Source organism: Buchananella sp. 14KM1171 (assembly GCF_041380365.1).
GTDB lineage: Bacteria > Actinomycetota > Actinomycetes > Actinomycetales > Actinomycetaceae > Buchananella > Buchananella felis.
In genome coordinates, this window is record NZ_CP159981.1 from 1,280,567 (window position 1) to 1,297,982 (window position 17,416).

Annotated in this window: 12 protein-coding genes and 1 pseudogene; 9 read left to right on the forward strand and 4 right to left on the reverse strand. The window is 66.8% G+C overall.

The features are described 5' to 3' along the window. Positions 1–37 precede the first annotated feature (37 nt). Positions 38–715, forward strand: coding sequence for a DNA-binding response regulator (locus ABYF38_RS05010; RefSeq protein WP_371151223.1), 678 nt, complete (start codon positions 38–40; stop codon positions 713–715). Between the two features lie 213 nt (positions 716–928). Then, a complete protein-coding gene (locus tag ABYF38_RS05015) occupies positions 929–3,028 on the forward strand; it encodes an ATP-binding protein (RefSeq protein WP_371151225.1) in 2,100 nt (699 codons plus the stop codon). Between the two features lie 189 nt (positions 3,029–3,217). On the opposite strand, the gene ABYF38_RS05020 is transcribed toward ABYF38_RS05015, so the two are convergent. The 3 genes and pseudogenes from ABYF38_RS05020 to ABYF38_RS05030 all read right to left on the reverse strand — a co-directional run. Beyond that, positions 3,218–4,297 (reverse strand): inositol-3-phosphate synthase, encoded by a 1,080-nt coding sequence (locus ABYF38_RS05020; protein ID WP_371151227.1) that lies wholly within the window; start codon positions 4,295–4,297, stop codon positions 3,218–3,220. A 15-nt stretch (positions 4,298–4,312) separates the two neighbouring features. Further along, positions 4,313–4,609 (reverse strand): hypothetical protein, encoded by a 297-nt coding sequence (locus ABYF38_RS05025; RefSeq protein WP_371151229.1) that lies wholly within the window; start codon positions 4,607–4,609, stop codon positions 4,313–4,315. A 21-nt stretch (positions 4,610–4,630) separates the two neighbouring features. Beyond that, positions 4,631–4,870 (reverse strand): annotated as a pseudogene (locus ABYF38_RS05030) (PadR family transcriptional regulator); the annotation flags it as partial. Between the two features lie 253 nt (positions 4,871–5,123). Here ABYF38_RS05030 and ABYF38_RS05035 point away from each other — a divergent pair. The 5 genes from ABYF38_RS05035 (at position 5,124) to rplI (ending at position 9,437) form a co-directional block, all read left to right on the forward strand. Further along, a complete protein-coding gene (locus ABYF38_RS05035; RefSeq protein WP_371151231.1) occupies positions 5,124–7,529 on the forward strand; it encodes a transglycosylase domain-containing protein in 2,406 nt (801 codons plus the stop codon). A gap of 233 nt (positions 7,530–7,762) precedes the next feature. Further along, positions 7,763–8,053, forward strand: coding sequence for a 30S ribosomal protein S6 (gene rpsF / locus ABYF38_RS05040; RefSeq protein WP_371151232.1), 291 nt, complete (start codon positions 7,763–7,765; stop codon positions 8,051–8,053). Between the two features lie 38 nt (positions 8,054–8,091). Beyond that, positions 8,092–8,673, forward strand: coding sequence for a single-stranded DNA-binding protein (gene ssb / locus ABYF38_RS05045; RefSeq protein WP_371151234.1), 582 nt, complete (start codon positions 8,092–8,094; stop codon positions 8,671–8,673). Positions 8,674–8,728: 55 nt separating this feature from the next. After that, on the forward strand, positions 8,729–8,971 hold the full coding sequence (rpsR, locus tag ABYF38_RS05050) for a 30S ribosomal protein S18 (protein ID WP_371151236.1): 243 nt from the start codon (positions 8,729–8,731) through the stop codon (positions 8,969–8,971). 16 nt (positions 8,972–8,987) lie between these two features. Beyond that, entirely contained in the window at positions 8,988–9,437 is a 450-nt protein-coding gene (gene rplI, locus ABYF38_RS05055) for a 50S ribosomal protein L9 (RefSeq protein ID WP_371151237.1), read from the forward strand. Positions 9,438–10,052: 615 nt separating this feature from the next. Here rplI and ABYF38_RS05060 read toward each other — a convergent pair. Beyond that, complete coding sequence (locus ABYF38_RS05060; RefSeq protein WP_371151238.1) at positions 10,053–11,855, reverse strand: MATE family efflux transporter; 1,803 nt, start codon at positions 11,853–11,855, stop codon at positions 10,053–10,055. A 579-nt stretch (positions 11,856–12,434) separates the two neighbouring features. Here ABYF38_RS05060 and dnaB point away from each other — a divergent pair. Continuing rightward, entirely contained in the window at positions 12,435–13,769 is a 1,335-nt protein-coding gene (dnaB, locus tag ABYF38_RS05065; protein WP_371151240.1) for a replicative DNA helicase, read from the forward strand. Positions 13,770–13,964: 195 nt separating this feature from the next. Further along, positions 13,965–17,414 (forward strand): choice-of-anchor M domain-containing protein, encoded by a 3,450-nt coding sequence (locus ABYF38_RS05070; protein WP_371151241.1) that lies wholly within the window; start codon positions 13,965–13,967, stop codon positions 17,412–17,414. Positions 17,415–17,416 lie beyond the last annotated feature (2 nt).

Sequence of the window (17,416 nt, forward strand, 5' to 3'; positions counted from 1 at the left end):
AGCTGAAAGGTTTCTATGCGAAGGCAGGGCGGGAACAGTGAACGAGGTTGATCCACCGGAAACTGCTGGTTCGGTGGTCTTGGTGATAGATGACCACCAAACTACAGGTGAAGGAGTAGGGCTATCGCTAGTGAATGCGGGGGTGGCCTGCGGTTACGAATGGTTTGCCTCGTTTGCTGCCGCCCGCAAGGAGTTGCACCGCTTCCCTCCGTGCGTCGTGGTGCTGGATTTGCGATTGCCTGACCCTATGGGGCCGGATCAGATGATCCCCATTTTGGCGGAGTCTAAGCACGAGGTGGTTGTGTTCACCTCCGGTGATAACCCGTTCCTAATCCGCCAGGCAATCAAAGGCGGAGCCCTTTCGGTTGTGCGGAAAAGCGCTCCCACTCAGGATCTCATTGATGCGGTCAGGGCCGCCCAGTGCGGGGAGGTGAGGGCGAACCTAGACTGGGCAAGCGCGTTGGATCAAGACGAGGACTTTGTTGCCAACTATCTCAGCAAGGTCGAGGCACGCGTGCTGGCTGCCTACGCGGCCGGCAAGTCCGCAACCCAGGTGGCACACACCGAGGGGATCAAGGAAAACACCGTCAACACCTACATTTCCCGCATTCGCACCCGATACCGGGAGGTGGGGCGTCCTGCAGATTCTCGCGTGGATCTCTACCGCCGCGCGGTGGAGGACGGTTTGGTGCCGCCTCCGGCTTGCGGCGAATAGAGTCTTATTATGAATCAACCTGGCGGGGTTCCTGCTCCGCCCGGCTTCAAGCTCAGTTGCCATGGCGGACACAATGGCAAAGTGTGTAGCCGATACCGCCACGCCGACTACGGACGCAGCGCATTTGCCGTCGGGAGTGGAGCTACCGCTCTGTTTCTGGCTCTGCGGCAAGAACCCTCCTCCCCGCCGGCCGGACACGGGTGGATGGTCCAAGTGCTGGAGGTATCGCAGACGATTGTCACCACGGTTCCCGTTCTCGTGGGCGCCATGGCAGTGGTGGCGATCGCCCTGCGAAAAACCCCTTACCAAAACAGTGCGTGCAAAGTGTCTCAGGCCTGGCGCGCCGTCGGGCACCTCTACCCGCTTGCCTTTTTCTTCTTCTCGCTCACCGCAGGGATTCTGCTCCTAGCGCCGATTGGTGATGTCAGAGAAGCCGCCATTGGGTTAACCGACGCCACAGCATCGGCCGGATCTGTCATGACGCTCTATTTCTCGGTACTGAGCCAGGTGTCGGTGGCAGCACTTTCGCCCGCCTGGGCCAAACGCGTCGTGTTCAGTGCCATGCCATTTCTGTTGTTGAGTGGGCTTACGCAGTCGCAGGGAGAACTCCTAGAAGCAATACAGCACGCCCTCTTCTTCGGTCTCTACAACCTGGTCCACCTGTACGCGATGCTCTGGGTGATCGGGCGGTGCGAACAACTGGACACCTCAGAACGCGAAAGCGCAGCCCAGCGGATCGCGCTAGCCAACCAAAGGGGCGTCACCCTTGCCAAGGAACGGGCTGACGACTTTGTACACGACGAGGTCCTCTCGGTGCTGCTGCTTGTGAGCAAGGGAGAAATCGGCGCGTTGAGTATGGCTGCGACCTCCAATTCCCTCATGGAAAAGTTGTGTCCTGATTCACCCATCGTCACCGCGAACTGCGCCACCGAGCTTAAACAGTTACTGAGCGAGGAATTAACACACTGCAGTGAGCCAGTGGCGGTGGAGGCGGCAATAGAGAACGACTTCCTCCTGGTCAGTGGAGTGAGCAGAGCCCTGCAAGACGCCGTCAAGGAGGCGGTGCGAAACTCGCTGCGGCACGCGGGAACGTCGGGCCAACCAGTGCAACGCAAAATCCGCCTCCAAAGCGATGCCAACGCTCTCAGCGTCGAAGTGTGGGACAACGGGGTGGGCTTTAACCACGCAGCCGCCTCAAACCGGCACGGGCTGGCAAACTCGATAAAGCGGCGGGCCCAAGAATCCGGTATCGAAGTCAAGCTGAAGAGTGCCCCAGGTCAAGGAACCAGCATCGTCTTTCGAGTCCGAGCAGTCGAAAGTAAGCACGCTCCATTTCAGCAACTGTTGCTCTCTAGCGTCGCGCGCAGGTTTGCGCCCCTGGCAATCCTCTACATAGCGGTGGCGACCGTATTCCAGTGGAACGCATACACCGTCCCCGGAGTACAGGTGGCCGCCCTGGCCCTGATGGCCGGGGCCGTCTGGGGCGTGATGCGGCCGCAGTGGAAGGGGAGTAGACCCCGCCTCACTGCGGCCCTGATCGTTGGCGCAGTACTGGTCTCCACGGGCCTACAAAACGCGTTCTCGACCTCACCGACCATTGCGAGCTGGGACCACTGGGCTCCCAGCGTCGGGGTGTTTGTGCTCTGCGCCCTGCTATTGCGGGGACTGCCGGGCTTTGGCTGGGCCGGCATGGTCGGCATCTGCCTGCTGTCCGTAGCCTCCACAGCCCACTTCGCACAAGACTGGAACAAGCTCACCGAGTACCTGGCCGGACACGTCTTCCAACTAATCATCTGGCACGTCTTCAGCGCATGGTCAGAGCGGGCATCCCAAAGCATCGCCGCAGAGAATCACCACAGCAACGAGCTCGAGTACTGGATGCAGGTGGAAGGGCTGGCGCAGAAGGAACTGAATCGGACCCGCAGCGAACTTCGCGCACGCATCCAGCCACTCTTGATCCGGCTCGTTAACGGGGAGGGCGCCAGTGCGGCCGTGAGGCTAGAGGCGCAACTCCTGGAAGCCGAGCTGAGAGACGAACTGCGTGCGGCGTGCTTCACGCGCACCCCGGTGGCCCGCTGCGCCCGGCAGCTTCGAGCGCAGGGCTTGGAGGTCATCCTGCTGGACGACTCGAAAGGAGCCCTGCCCGCAGCCGAGCAGCAACAGGTGGTGCAGGCCGCCACGCAGGCGCTGGAAAGGGTACGGGAACGCGGAGAGACGGGCCGGGTGGTGGTGCGCGTGCCGCCAGCTACCCGGGACTGTCTGCTCCAGGTTTCCCAGGCCGGTATCGATTTGGTGGTTGTGTCCCGGGCCTGAGCGGGGCCTGACTAGGGGCCGCGCCCGCGCACGCTGCGCGGTGCCCACCGACAGCGCGGTCGCTGGCGACACCATCCAGGTGCGCCCGCGCACGCTGCGCGGGGCCTGACTTAGGGGTGCGCCCCTCACCTGGGCGGAGACGAGAGTTGGGGGCGCGGGCCTTTGCCACGCACCCCCAACTGGAGAAGATCAGCGTTCGCGCTGGCCCTGAATGAACTCCTCCACGCAGGCGCGGGCGTAGTCGTCCGGGCGCTGCTCCATCGGGGACTTCATGAAGTAGGCCGAGGCGCTCAGCAGCTCGCCGCCCACGCCCCGGTCCATGGCGATCTTGGCGGCGCGCACGGCGTCGATCACGATGCCGGCGGAGTTGGGGGAGTCCCACACCTCGAGCTTGTACTCCAGGGAGATCGGGGCGTCGCCGAAGTTGCGGCCCTCGAGGCGCACGTAGGCCCACTTGCGGTCGTCCAGCCAGGCCACGTGGTCGGAGGGGCCGATGTGGACGTCGTGCGGGTCCAGCCCGTCGCGCAGGTTGGAGGTGACGGCCTGGGTCTTGGAGATCTTCTTGGATTCCAGGCGGGTGCGCTGCAGCATGTTCTTGAAGTCCATGTTGCCGCCCACGTTCAGCTGGTAGGTGCGGTCCAGGATGGCGCCGCGGTCCTCGAAGAGCTTGGCCAGCACGCGGTGGGTGATGGTGGCGCCCACCTGGCTCTTGATGTCGTCGCCCACGATGGGCAGGCCGGCGGCCTCGAACTTGTCGCTCCACTCCTTGGTGGAGCCGATGAACACGGGCAGGCAGTTGACGAAGCCGCAGCCGGCGTCGATGGCGCACTGGGCGTAGAACTTCGCGGCCTCCTCGCTGCCCACGGGCAGGTAGCAGACCAGCACGTCCACGCGCGCCTCCTTCAGGGCGGCCACCACGTCCACGGGCTCCTGGTCGGATTCCTCGATGGTGGCGCGGTAGTACTCGCCCAGGCCGTCCAGGGTCTGGCCGCGCAGGACGGTCACGCCGGTGGGGGCGACGTCGGCGATCTTGATGGTGTTGTTCTCGGAGGCGTTGATCGCGTCGGCGAGGTCCAGGCCCACCTTGGCGGCGTCCACGTCGATGGCGCACACGAACTTCAGGTCGGAGACGTGGTAGTCGCCGAACTGCACGTGCATCAGGCCGGGCACGGTGTCGGTCGGCTTGGCGTCACGGTAGTAGGTGACTCCCTGCACCAGGGATGAGGCGCAGTTGCCCACGCCCACGATTCCTACGCGAATCTCACTCATCTCAAACTCCTAGATTCAGGAAACAACACTGGTGGAGGGAATCTGTACGGCGCGTTCGGCGCCGATCACCTCATCGATCCAGGCCAGGTGGGCTTCGAGCTGGGTTTCGAGGTGACGTGCAAGGGCCGCCGCGTAGGCGTCGGCGTGTGTTTGCGCGGCGCTGGTGGCGCTGCGGGCGTTGGCCAGCCGTTCCAGGGTCAGCGCGCGGCGGCCTTCGAGTAGCCGCATGCGGGTGGGGGTGTCGGCGGAGCCGAAGGAGGCGAAGTGGACCGCGAAGGAGGCGTCGCTCCAGGCGTCGGGGCCGGCCAGCATGAGTAGCTGGGAGAGGTGGCGGGTGCCGGCCTGGGTGAGGCGGTAGACGATCTTGTTGCGCGCGCCGGTGGGGGCGGATTCTGCGGCGATGAGACCGGCGCCGGTGAGCCGGCGCAGCGCGGGGTAGAGCGAGCCGAATGACCAGGTGCGGAGCGTGCCGAGCGAGGCGGCCAGGCGTTTGCGCAGCTCGTAGCCGTGGGCAGGCCGGCGCAGCTGGCCCAGGATGGCCAGGTCCAGAACGTCGCTTCTTGCGCCCAGAATGCTTCCTTCCGCAGGCGCCTCCCACTAGGGTGGCTTGGGTCACGGTCGCTGTGAGCCTACCACCGAACCTATCGGATTGATATATCGACGCGCGTTGGTCGGGGTGGCCGACGCTGCCGCGCCCGCGCCCGGATTTGCCGGCGTGGACTGTGCCGCCGGCCGCCCGACGTGGAGGAAAATCCCAGCTTCGGCGCGATACTGGTTTAGTAGAGACAGCAGCTTGCTAAAGACCGAACCGCAATTGGAGGCCATCTTGACGTCAAGCGCACCCGGCTCTCAGCCCACCAAACCAGTTCGCTCCCGCGCGGTTTCCACCCCGGCCTGGCCCAGCCCGGAGCCCGGGGGCGCGCCCGCCCCTACCCGGCGCTCGCGGCGGGCCGCGCAGGCGCAGGCTCAGGCCGGCGGGCCCGGCCGGTCGGGCGGCAAGCACGGCGGCGGCAATGGCGGTGGCAAGGGCGGCAACGGTAAGAACGGCAAGGGAAAGGGCAAGCGGCGCCGGCCGCTGTGGCGCACCATCTTGCTGTGGGTGACCGGGTTCTTCCTGCTCTCCGGCATCCTGGGGTCGCTGGCGTTTCTGTGGGCCTACAACGCGCTGGAGCTGCCGGACCCGGACAAGTACGCCGGGGCGCAGACCACCACCGTCTACTTCGCGGACGGCACCACGGAGCTCGGGCGCCTGAGCGAGTACAACCGCACCATCGTGGACTTCTCCACCCTGCCCTCCTACGTGGGCAACGCGGTGGTGGCCTCTGAGGACCGCGGCTTTTGGACCAACCCGGGCGTGGACATCAAGGGCACGGTGCGCGCCCTGTGGAACAACCTCAAGGGCGGGGACCGCCAGGGTGGCTCCACCCTGACCCAGCAGTACATCGAGCGCTACTACCAGGGCGACACCTTCAGCTACGTCGGCAAGGCCAAGGAGGCCATCTTGGCGCTGAAGGTGACCCGGTCGCAGACCAAGGAGGAGATCCTTGGCAACTACCTCAACACGATCTACTTTGGGCGCGGCGCCTACGGCATCGAGGCCGCCTCGCAGGCCTACTTCGGGGTGCCGGCGGCCAAGATGACCCTGTCCCAGGCGGTCTTGCTGGCCGGGGTGATCCCGGCCCCCAGTGAGTACGACCCGCGCGTCTCCCCGGACATCGCGCAGGCCCGCTTCGACCGGGTGCTCGGCTACATGCAGGAGGGCGGTTTCATCACTGCGGCGCAGGCCAAGGAGGCCAAGATGCCGGAGACGCTGGAGGTCAAGACCACCGAGTGGTTCGCCGGCCCGAACGGTTACCTGCTGGAGGAGGTGCGCTACGAGCTGACCGCCAAGGCGGGCCTGACCAAGGACCAGATCGCCACCGGCGGCTACAAGATCGTCACCACGTTCGACCCGGCCATGCAGGCCAAGGCCGTGGAGGCGGTGGGCGAGCTGCCGGAGGACAAGCCCAACAACCTGGGGGTGGCGCTGCTGAGCGTCGAACCCAACACGGGCGAGGTCAAGGCCATGTACGGCGGCCCGGACTACCTGACCATCCAGCGCAACGCCGCTACGGACGACCGCGTCCAGGCCGGCTCCACGTTCAAGCCCTTCACCCTGATGGGCGCGCTGGAGAACAAGGTGCCGCTTACCGACACCTTCGACGGCGATTCCCCCTACAACGTGGAGGGCACGGACCTGTGGTACGCCAACTTCGGTGAGGTTTCCTACGGCGAGATCGACCTGGTGGAGGCCACCGCGAACTCCGTGAACACGGCCTACATCCAGTTGAACGAGCAGATCGGCCCTGCCACCACCAAGCAGGTGGCGGTGCGCGCCGGTATCTCTGCGGACGCCCCTGGCCTGGACGAGTCGGTGGGTAACACCCTGGGCTTTGCCTCCACCACGGTGCAGGACCTCGCCACCGCCTACAACACCTTCGCCTCGGGCGGTAACCGCTACGAGACCCACGTGGTGCGCTCGGTGACGGCGGCCAACGGGGACGTGCTCTACTCCGGCCCTACCAACGGCACCCGCCAGTTCTCCGGCGACAACACCGCGGCCCTCACCTACGCCCTGGAGCAGGTGGTCAAGGACGGCTCGGCTGAGACGGCCCTCGAGCTCAACCGCCCGGTGGCCGGAAAGACCGGTTCTTCCTCAGACAACAAGTCGGCCCTGTTTGCCGGCTACATCCCGCAGCTGACCACCGTGGTGGCGCTCTACCAGGTGGGCGCGGACGGCGCCGAGGAGTCCATCACCCCGTTCGGCGGCTATGGCGAGATCACCGGCTCCACGGTCCCGGTGGACCTCTGGACGGCGTACATGGCCAAGGTGACCGATGGCATGGAGGTCAAGAACTTCCCCACCCCGCCGTGGGGGGAGGGGGCGCCCAAGGCGCGCCGCACCGCCACGCCTAGCGCCTCACCCAGCACCGCCTCGCCGAGCCCGGCGCCATCCACGGTGGCGCCGCCGCCGGCCGCCACGCCCACGGAGGTTGCGCCCACCCCGTCCAAGCCGGCGGAGCCGGAGGAGCCCAGCGCCGAGCCCACCCAGGAGCGCCCGGGCGGCGAGGCCACCGACTCCCCGCCGGGCGGCGGGGAGGCCACGCCGCCTGGGAGTGGTGGCGAGGACCGCCCAAACCCACCAGAGAGAGGCGGGCAACCGGAGGCGCCCGGCGGTGACTCCGGTAACTGACAGAGGCGGCCCCTTTCACCCACCGGCGTGGGTGGGAGGGGCCGCCCCCTGTTTGGGCCAGCCGGGGATGGACGACGTTCCACCGGCCGCGCAGTTCACAGCCGCCTAGCCGTGACGCGCCACCGCACGATGCGGTAGCGTTGTCGTTTGGTCCGTGCCGCGCATGGCGCGGGGCCAACACTCACTCCTGTCACGGAAAGACCGTGACCGTTTAGACCGAAGGAGAACACTGCATGCGCAAGTACGAGCTCATGCTCATCCTCGACCCGGAGGTGGACGAGCGCACCGTCGCCCCGTCCCTCGACAAGCTCCTGGCCGTGGTGAAGACCGATGGTGGCAGCGTTGACAGCGTTGACATCTGGGGTAAGCGTCACCTCGCTTACGAGATCAACAAGAAGTCCGAGGGCATCTACGTGGTTGTCGACATGACCACCACCCCCGCCCAGGCTAAGGAGCTGGACCGCCAGCTGGGCCTCAACGAGGCCGTGCTGCGCACCAAGCTGCTGCGCCCGGACGCCGCCTGATTTAGGGCCCGCATTAGCCGCACTGAGAAGGACGAACAATGGCTGGCGAAAACGAAATCACCATTACCGGCAACCTTGCCGCTGACCCGGAGCTGCGCTTCATTCAGAACGGCACCCCGGTTGCTAACTTCCGCGTTATTTCCTCTTCTCGCCAGTTCGACCGCGCCACCAACGAGTGGAAGGACGGTGCGTCCATTTCGATCCGCGTCGAGGCCTGGAACGAACTGGCTGAGAACGTGGCGGAGACCCTGACCAAGGGAACCCGCGTGATCGTGCGCGGCCGCCTGTCCCAGAACATCTACGAGGGCCGCGACGGCGTGGAGCGCACCAGCGTTGAGCTGCGTGCGGAGGACGTCGCCGTGTCCCTGCGGTGGGCAACCGGGCAGATCACCCGCAAGCGCCGCGAGGGCGGCCAGGGTGGCGGCGGCTACGGCGCTCCTCAGGGCGGTGGCGGCTACGGCGCGCCCCAGGGCGGTGGCTACGGTGCACCGCAGGGCGGCCGCGGCGGCGGTTACGGCCAGGGCAACACCGGTTACGGCGCCCCGCAGGGCGGCCGCAACGATGACCCGTGGGCCAGCCAGGGTGGCTCGAGCGCTTACAGCGACGACGCCCCCTTCTAAACAACAGATCTTTTAAGCGGGTGGCTCGCCCGCCCCAGAAACCAAGGAGACCAACATGGCGAAGGCATCTCTTCGCAAGCCCATGAAGAAGAAGGTCAGCCCGATGAAGGCCGTCAAGGTCACGGGCCCGATCAACTACAAGGACGTTGCGCTGCTGCGCAAGTTCGTGTCCGACCGCGGCAAGATCCGCTCTCGTCGCGTCACCGGTGTGTCCGTGCAGGACCAGCGCAAGATCGCTCGCGCCGTGAAGAACGCCCGCGAGATGGCCCTGCTGCCCTACTCCCACGCGGCTCGCTGAGAAAGGATCGACTGATATGGCAAAGCTGATCCTCACGCACGAGGTTCCGCAGCTCGGCAAGGCCGGCGACGTGGTGGAGGTCAAGGACGGTTACGCCCGTAACTACCTGGTTCCCCGCAACCTGGCCACCCCGTGGACCAAGGGCGCCCAGCGTCAGATTGACCAGATGAAGGCCGCCGCGCGCGCGCGCGAGATCTCCTCGATCGACGCCGCGCAGAACGCCCGCGACAAGGTGCAGTCTGGCCCGGTCACCGTCACCGCCAAGGTGGGCCAGGCCGGCCGCCTGTTCGGTGCCGTCTCCACCGCTGACGTGGCTGCCGCGATCAAGGCCGCTCACGACGTGGCCGTGGACCGTCGCAAGATCCACATCGAGAACCCGATCAAGAACGTGGGCACCTACACCGTCTCCGTGCGCCTGCACGACGACGTGGTCGCCAACGTGAAGGTTGCCGTGGTGGCTGCCTGACCTTTGGTCGCGAGGGCCGGGCCGCAGGGGTTTTCCCTGCGGCCCGGCTCCTTTTGCGCGTGCCTGGGGGTGTGGGGTGGACGTGTGGGGTGGTGGGATGGTGGGTGCGACCGGTTGGGGTTGGTGTGACCGGTTGGGGGTGTGGGTTGGGCGCGTGGGGTGGTGGGATGGTGGGTGCGACCGGTTGGGGTTGGTGTGACCGATTGGGGGCGTGGCCCGGTTCGGTCGGATTTACCCCGTGCGTACTCATGTGCGGTTGGGGCTGGTGTGACCGATTGGGGGCGTGGCCCGGATCGGTCGGATTTACCCCGTGCGTACTCATGTGCGGTTGGGGTTGGTGTGACCGGTTGGTGCCGTGGCCCGGATCGGTCGCATTTTCCCGGGGCGTACGTTTGTGCGGTTGGGGACGCACGCGGCCCGGCAATGCGTGGGAGCAGGTGCACGTCGTCGGCTCGGCGGAGGAAGCTGGCTTGGCGGCGGCTGTGAGGCTCGCGCAGGCCGCTGCCGCAGGCAGTAAGTGAGCGCAGCGCGGTAGACACGGCGCGTGGAGAAACCGCGTGCCCGCCATTGGCTACCTTCCTTGGCTGCCGCCTACTGCGGGGTGGTTTGAGTGGATCAGCTGGTGGAGGGGATGGCATACCAGTACGACGTTGCCGCCCGGCGCCCGTTTGCTATCGCCCGCCCCACCATGAAGACGCCGGCAAAGCCTAGGGTGAGGATGGAAAGAGCCCAGGGCTCTGCGGCTGAGCGGGCCACGAGGGTCAGGCCAGCCAGAGTGGGCAGGTGAACGGCCAGGATGATCAGGCTGGCCTTGGCCAGGTAGCGGCCGTCGCCAGCTCCGATCAGCACGCCGTCCAGGATGAAAACGTAGGCAGCCAGCGGGAAGAGTAGGCCAGCCAGGGCCAGGGCCCAGGTTGCCGAGGCGTGTACGGTTCCTCCCGCCAAAAGGGCGGCCCATTGTGAGGCCCACCAGGCACCCTGGGAGATATCTGCGGCTAGCGTTGGGGCGGCGGTAGCGCTGGGAGGCGGCCCTATTAGTGCCGCTTCGCCGGTGTTGGTGGCGCTGGGGGATGGTGTGGCGGTGCTAATCCCGCCCCCAGGTGTTGCCCCGAACTCTCCCGGATGTGCACCAAAAATGAGTGGTAGCAGTGGAGAGAGAAGCGTTATTGCGGCTCCAACTACCAGGCCGGTGCCAACCGCCCAGCGCGTGCAGCGTGCCAGTGTGGCCCGGAGGCGGGTGTGGTCACCGGCGCCGATTGCGGCGCCGGTGAGGGCCTGTGCCGCGATGGCCAGTGCGTCCAGGCCGTTGGCCGCCAGGTTCCACACCGAGTTGACCACCTGGTATCCGGCCAACGTCACGGCGCCGGCTGCGGTGGCACTCCACACGGCGGCCACCATCGCCACCCGCATAGCGAGGGTGCGGACGAACAGCGGCCAGCCTTGGCTGGCGCTGGCTAGCACCCCCGCCCCGTGCGGCAGCAGCGAGACTCCCTGTGCGCGGGCGGCACGCACTACCGCCGCGACCAGTGCCCCGCCCATGAGTAGCTCGGCGATCGCTGTGCCCAGCCCTGCCCCGGCCACGCCAAGGCCGGCCACGTAGATGAATAGGTAGTTCAGCGGCACGTTGATCACTGCGCCTGCAGTGGCTACCCACAGTGGGGTGCGGGCATCGAGCATGCCGCGCAGTGCGCCCGTGGCCGCCATCGCAACCAGCATCCCCACCATCCCGGGGGAGATGAAACGAAGGTAGGCGGTGGCACCCGGGGAGACGTCGGCAGGGGGAGAAAACAGCCCCACAATCGGGTCTGCGCCCAGGAGTAGCAGCGCAAACAGCGCCGTGCCCAGGAGCGCTGCCAACCAGGTTCCATCCATGCCGGCTCGCAAGGCGAGGTCGGGCCGGCCGGCACCCAGGTGAGTCGAAGCGGTGGCGGTGGTGGCGTAGGCCAGGAATATGCACAAACCCGCAAGTGTGGACACGATCGTGGAGGCCAGCGCTAGGGCGGCCAACGCAGTGGTGCCCAAGTGTCCCACCATCGCCGAATCCACGATTAGTAGGAGTGGCTGAACCAACAGCGTCCCCAGAGATGGCAGCGCGATCGCGAGGATCTGCCGATCCAGTGAGCGCCGCTCGGTGGCCCTGCTGTTGGCAGGAGCTTCGGGTGCCGCATCGTCCGGGCCTTTAAGCTCCCCGCCGCTTGCAGGTGCACCCGGCCCGCCGCTTGCAGCTCCGCCCGGACCTTTGTCAGTTTCCGCGGCTGCCTGGGCTCCTGGAATGGCAACACCCGCCCCAGAATGCCCGTGATTACCGGCATCGGCAGGGGCTGCTGCGCTGATTGATCGCGTGGACGCAGCAGATGGCGTGGCGGGGGCGTCGGGGCCGGTTTGACCGGGCAGGCCTGGCGAAGTTGGCGAGGGCATGGATTTCCTTGCGTCGGGTGCTCCCAGCCTATGCGCGCACAGCTTTAAAGCTGTACTTGAGAGTGCGTGCAGCTGCCGGGCGTGTCGATCCGGGGGAAATGCACAGGTTTATCCACAGCTTGTGTGTATCCCCTGGGGAAAACGAGGCGCCAATGCCTGAAAACATGCTGGAAGTTCGCTGTGGATGGTGTGGAGTGGGCGGGCGCTTTCGTCCACAGTCAGTTGCAGCGAGGGTCGTGGCGGGCGCGTGTCCGGCTTGAGCGAAACGGGTGAGCAATGCGCAAGACGCGCCCGATGCGGGCGTCTAGCTCAACCTTGGCTGGAGGGTTGTGGATAGAAAACCCGCTAATTGTCCGCATCTCAGCATTTGGAAACTGGGTGGGTATGTGAATTGAAATCCGCACGATTCCGCCACAAACTCCAGGTGGTGGGCGGCGGCAGCATCGGACAATCCCCACGTTACCCACAGGGGCGGTGCGGTTTCCCGGCACGTCGTCCACATGTTATCCACAGGCAATTTGCGGGGGCGGAATCGAGGCGGTACCTTCGCGCGAGGCCAGCAAAGGACGGGAGGGCGCAATGGACAGCAGGGACGACTTTGACCGCACGCCCCCGCAAAACGTGGAGGCGGAGCAGTCCGTGCTGGGTGCCATGCTGCTGTCCAAGGAGGCCATCAGCGAGGTCAGTGAGATCCTGCGCGCGGAGGACTTCTACAAGCCGATCCACGCGATGATCTACGACGTCATCATCTCCCTGTTCGGCAAGAACGAGCCGGCGGACAACATCACCGTGGCCGGCGAGCTCTCTCGGCGCGGCGAGCTGGCCCGCGTGGGTGGAGCCGACTATCTGCACACCCTGGTCGCCTCGGTGCCTACCGCCGCCAACGCCATGTATTACGCGGCCCTGGTGCGCGAGCGGGCCATGCTGCGCCGCCTGGTGGAGGTGGGCACGCGCATCGTCCAGCTGGGATACGCCAGTGACGGCGGCGATGCCTACGAGATCGTCAATCAGGCCCAGGCGGAGGTTATGCGGGCCACCGAGTCGCGCCAGCGCACCGACTACGTGCGCCTGGGGGAGACCCTCAACCCCGTCTTCGACGAGCTGGAGGCCATCCGGGGCGGCAAGGTCAGCGAGGGAATGGTTCCCACGGGCTTCCGCGACCTGGACAACCTCACCCACGGCTTCCACCCCGGCCAGATGATCATCGTGGCCGCCCGCCCCGGTGTCGGTAAGTCCACCTTCTCCCTGGACGTGTGCCGCCACGCCGCGATCCGCAACAACCAGACCTGCGTGATCTTCTCCCTGGAGATGAGCGCCGCTGAGATCACCAAGCGCCTGCTGTCCGCGGAGGCGCAGGTGTTCCAGAACGCCATGGCCAACGGCGCGCTCACCGAGGACCAGATGCTCAAGCTGGGTGACGTGATCGGTCGCATCGCCGACGCCCCGCTCTTCATCGACGACTCGCCCAACCTGACCCTGCCGGAGATCCGCGCCAAGGCCCGCCGCCTGAAGATGGAGCACGACCTGAAGCTGATCGTGGTGGACTACCTGCAGCTGATGAGCTCTGGTCGCAAGGTGGAGTCGCGCCAGCAGGAGGTCTCGGAGTTCTCCCGCGCGCTGAAGCTGCTGGCCAAGGAGCTGGAGGTGCCGCTCATCGCGGTGGCGCAGCTCAACCGCTCCTCCGAGCAGCGCTCCGACAAGAAGCCCACCATGAGCGACCTGCGCGAGTCCGGCTCGCTGGAGCAGGACGCGGACATCGTCATCCTTTTGCACCGTCCCAACTACGAGAAGGAGGACGAGCGCAAGGGCGAGGTGGACATCATCGTGGACAAGCACCGCGCCGGCCCCACCGACACGATCCCCGTGATCCACCAGGGCCACTACTCGCGCTTCGTGGACAAGCACCTGGACTAAGAGTTCTCGCTGGGGGACGACGTTGCCGTTGCGGCCTTCGCTACGTGCGGCCGGTCTTAGTGGCGGGCACGGTCATGGGGTGCCGCTGCGGGCGTGGCCATGTGCGCTAGCCGACAGGGGCGCTCCCACCCATCCTTAGTGCGAATGGTTATCATTTCGAGGTCACTTGTGTAGGCCTGTCTTAGAAAGAGACTGATGACCAACTCCACCCTCGCCACCACGCGCGGCGCGCGCGCTGGGCGCCTGGGCGCCCTGGCAGCCGCCATCGCCCTGACGGCGGCAGGAATCCTCCTGCCCGCCGACGCGCTCGCCGCCACCGCACCCGTTCCCGCCCCCGCCGCCCCGCAGCCGGCCACCAACGCGCTGCCGGACGACTCCGGGCTCACGGTGGCCCCGATCGGCCACGTGGACAGCCCAAAGACCTACTTTGAAAACGGCAACTTTGAGCTCTACGCAGACTTGAGTGCCACCACCAAGGAGCGGGTGGACGCCACCATCAACCACCTGGGCAAGAGCTACCGGCGAGGGGTGCAAAAGTACGCCTTCACGATCCCGGCCGATGCCCCAGAGCTCGCCTTCCTGGGCAGCGAGGGCGAGACCTGGTACATGGCCCACTTCAACTCGGAAGTCGCCAAGATTGCTATCTGGTCCGGCTTCGGGGCGGACACCAACATCCCGACCGAGGAGTTTAGAAACGCGACCTTCTCTCTGGACCTGGTTAGCGTGGATGGGCCCGGCCGGGTAGAGCTGCTCAACTGGTTTGCTGGGGACGACGAAGAATCGGCTGGACAGGCCACCCGCTTGTTGTCCTCCACGGACCCGGCTTACCGCAGCTACTTCCTCTCTCCGGGCAGCCACACGCACAACTACACGATGTTTTCTGCGCCGGGCCGCTACGAGATGACCTATCGCGTCACCGCCCGCAAGACTGACGGCACCCTCCTAACCAGTCCCGAGCGGGTGCTGCGCTGGCAGGTGGGTGGTGCCCGCCCCGGTGCCACGGTCACCTCCACCTCAGCCACAGCCGAGGCCTCTACCCCCACCCTGACCGTAGGTGCGGCAACGGGCGCGAGGGAGCCGGATGCCTCCGTTGTGCCTCTGCTGGACCGCCTGCGCGTAGACATGGGCGCCGACGTTGCAGGCACGGCCACCTTCCTGCTTAACGGCTACAAGCTTGCCGACGTTGCCCTCAGCGGCGGTGTGGCCGAGTTTGCCGAGCTCCTGGGCAGTGCCCAAAACCAGATTCAGGTCCAGGTGAAGGGGGCCGATGGGCAGGTCCTTTTCACCTCCGCCCCGGTGACCTACCGGCACGGCGGCCAGAGCGCTACCACCAGCCAGAACGCGCCAGAACTCGCCCCGCGCACGCCCGCCCCCACCAATGTCTTCGCCGCGACCGAAGTGCGGGCTGACAAGGACCCCAACGTGGCCGTGGAGGTTTCCTCCGGCCCCAAGGACACCCTGGTTGCCAAGTTCAAGTTGGACGACGCTGCCGCCGCAGGCATTACCGAGTTGGCGCTCTTTGCCGACAAGGCCGACAAGTCGCCGGAGGCCACCTTGCGATTTGTGGCCGGCGGACCCACCGAGTACGAGCTCGCGCTGAGCGGAGCCGACTACTACTACAACGGCTACTACCTGCAGCTGCGCTTTGTCCCCCACCCGCTGGTGACAAACCTGCAGCGCGCAACCGCAGAGGTGGTCGCCTCCTACGATCCGGCCCAAACCGTCACCGCTACCATGCGGATCCCGCGCTTTGAGGAAACCCAGCCGCAACCGTCTGCCAGCGCCGACGTCACCGCCGCGCCCAGCGTGAGCGCGTCGGCGAGTGTGAGCGCCTCGGCCTTTGCGGATCCCGCGCCGTCGGCCTCAGCTTCGGCAGGTGCGACTGTAGAACCGAGCGCATCGGCAACGTCGTCCCCGTCCCAGGGCACAAGCGCCAGCCCGGCGCCCAGCGTGAGTGCCTCCCAAGGCAGCCCGCAGGCAGAGGAGCAGTGCCCCGCTGGCCAGCCGCAGGTGGACCAGGGCATGGAGTTCGAGACGTATAAGGGGCGCATCGCCGTCGAGTCCGGGCACCTTGACCTGGCTGCAGTGGAAGAGGCAGACTCGATCGCCCTGCGCGTGAAGGACGATTCCCGCACCGCCAGCCGTGCTTCGGTGCTGCGGTCGGCCTGCCACGTCGCCATCGTGGTGCCGGCAGCGGCCAAGCTGAAGCGTGCCCCCTCCGGCGAGGGGTGGGAGCAGATTCTGCCGGCCGACGGCAGCCTGGGCTGGCACCTACCGCAGGTGCAAAAGGCGGGAATGCCGTGGCCCGGCTACTCCACCGACCACCTGACCTACTCCAAGTACAACCGCGCCACCTTCCTGGACCTGGTCTCCGTGGAGGGCCCCGGCGAGGTCGCGCTCTACACCTTCGACGCCGTTGAGCGCCAGGTGAGCGTGCTGCTCGGCAACCGCGCCGGCAACCCCACCACCCTCGAGATCGACGGCGCCGTGCACGCCCACCCCGCATGGGCCTTCTCTCAGCCCGGCGAGTACAAGGTCAACCTGCGCTACCGCCTCACCACCAAGGAGGGTGCGGCGCTGTCCACCCCGATCTCCCAGATCGTGTTCGTGGTCAAGGACCGCGCACAGGAGACGCAGGAGCCGGCCCCGAGTGCGTCCGTCACGCCGTCTGCGAGTGCGGCGCCGTCTGCGAGTACGTCCGTCACGCCGTCTGCGAGCGTGTCCGTCACGCCGTCCGTTTCGCCCGCTCCCACTACCTCCGTCAAGCGATTGGCGGGCGCTAACCGCGTAGATACCGCGCTCGCGGTCGCCAAGGAGATGCCGGTGGCCTCGGACGCCGCCGTGCTCTCCACGGGGCGCAACTGGCCCGACGCGCTGGCCGCCGCCCCGCTGGCGCGGGCCCTGAAGGCACCGCTCTACCTCACCTCCGCCGGCCAGTTGGAGGCGAAGGTGGTCACCGCCCTGACCGAGCGCGGGGTGAAGAAGGTCTACGTGGTGGGCGGCCTGAACGCCGTTCCCGCCGCCGTGGCCGCCCAGCTCACCGCCGCCAAGATCGAGGTGGAGCGCGTGGCCGGCACCGACCGCTACAGCACCTCCCTCGAGGTCGCCAAGCGCGCCAAGCAGATCGACCCGGCCATCGGGCGAGTCCTGGTTGCCACCGGCACCAACTACCCCGACGCCCTGGCGGCGGGCAGCATCTCCGGCCCGGCCAAGTCAGTCACCGTCCTGTCCGCCGGCGCCAAGCTGCCGGCCCAGGTGGCCGACTTCCTGACCAAGTCCGGGCTGGAGATCTCCGTGGTGGGCGCGGGCGCCTCGGCGGCAGTCGCGGCGGCCAAGCTCCCGGTGGCGCATAAGTTCGTGGGCCCGGACCGCTACGAGACCGCCGCAGCGCTGGCCAAGCAGTTCGCCCCGCAGGGCGCCACCGTTGTGGTCGCCTCCGGTGAGGTCTTCGCCGACGCCCTGGGCGGCGGCGCCCTGGCCGCCAACAGCAACGGCGTCCTGGTGCTGACCAAGGCGGGCCTACTGCCCGCCCCCAGCCGGACGGTCCTGGCCCACCTGGGCAAGCCCGCCAGCGTCATCATCACCGGCGGTGAGCGTTCCGTGAGCGGCGTGGTGCTGGCCGAGCTGAACAAGCTGATGCGCTGAGC

Coding starts and splice junctions, on each gene's coding strand:
- ABYF38_RS05020 (WP_371151227.1), bottom strand. CDS start 4,297: ATGAGTGAGATTCGCGTAGGAATCGTGGGCGTGGGCAACTGCGCCTCA.
- ABYF38_RS05025 (WP_371151229.1), bottom strand. CDS start 4,609: ATGCTGGCCGGCCCCGACGCCTGGAGCGACGCCTCCTTCGCGGTCCAC.
- rpsF (WP_371151232.1), top strand. CDS start 7,763: ATGCGCAAGTACGAGCTCATGCTCATCCTCGACCCGGAGGTGGACGAG.
- ssb (WP_371151234.1), top strand. CDS start 8,092: ATGGCTGGCGAAAACGAAATCACCATTACCGGCAACCTTGCCGCTGAC.
- rpsR (WP_371151236.1), top strand. CDS start 8,729: ATGGCGAAGGCATCTCTTCGCAAGCCCATGAAGAAGAAGGTCAGCCCG.
- rplI (WP_371151237.1), top strand. CDS start 8,988: ATGGCAAAGCTGATCCTCACGCACGAGGTTCCGCAGCTCGGCAAGGCC.
- ABYF38_RS05060 (WP_371151238.1), bottom strand. CDS start 11,855: ATGCCCTCGCCAACTTCGCCAGGCCTGCCCGGTCAAACCGGCCCCGAC.
- dnaB (WP_371151240.1), top strand. CDS start 12,435: ATGGACAGCAGGGACGACTTTGACCGCACGCCCCCGCAAAACGTGGAG.
- ABYF38_RS05070 (WP_371151241.1), top strand. CDS start 13,965: ATGACCAACTCCACCCTCGCCACCACGCGCGGCGCGCGCGCTGGGCGC.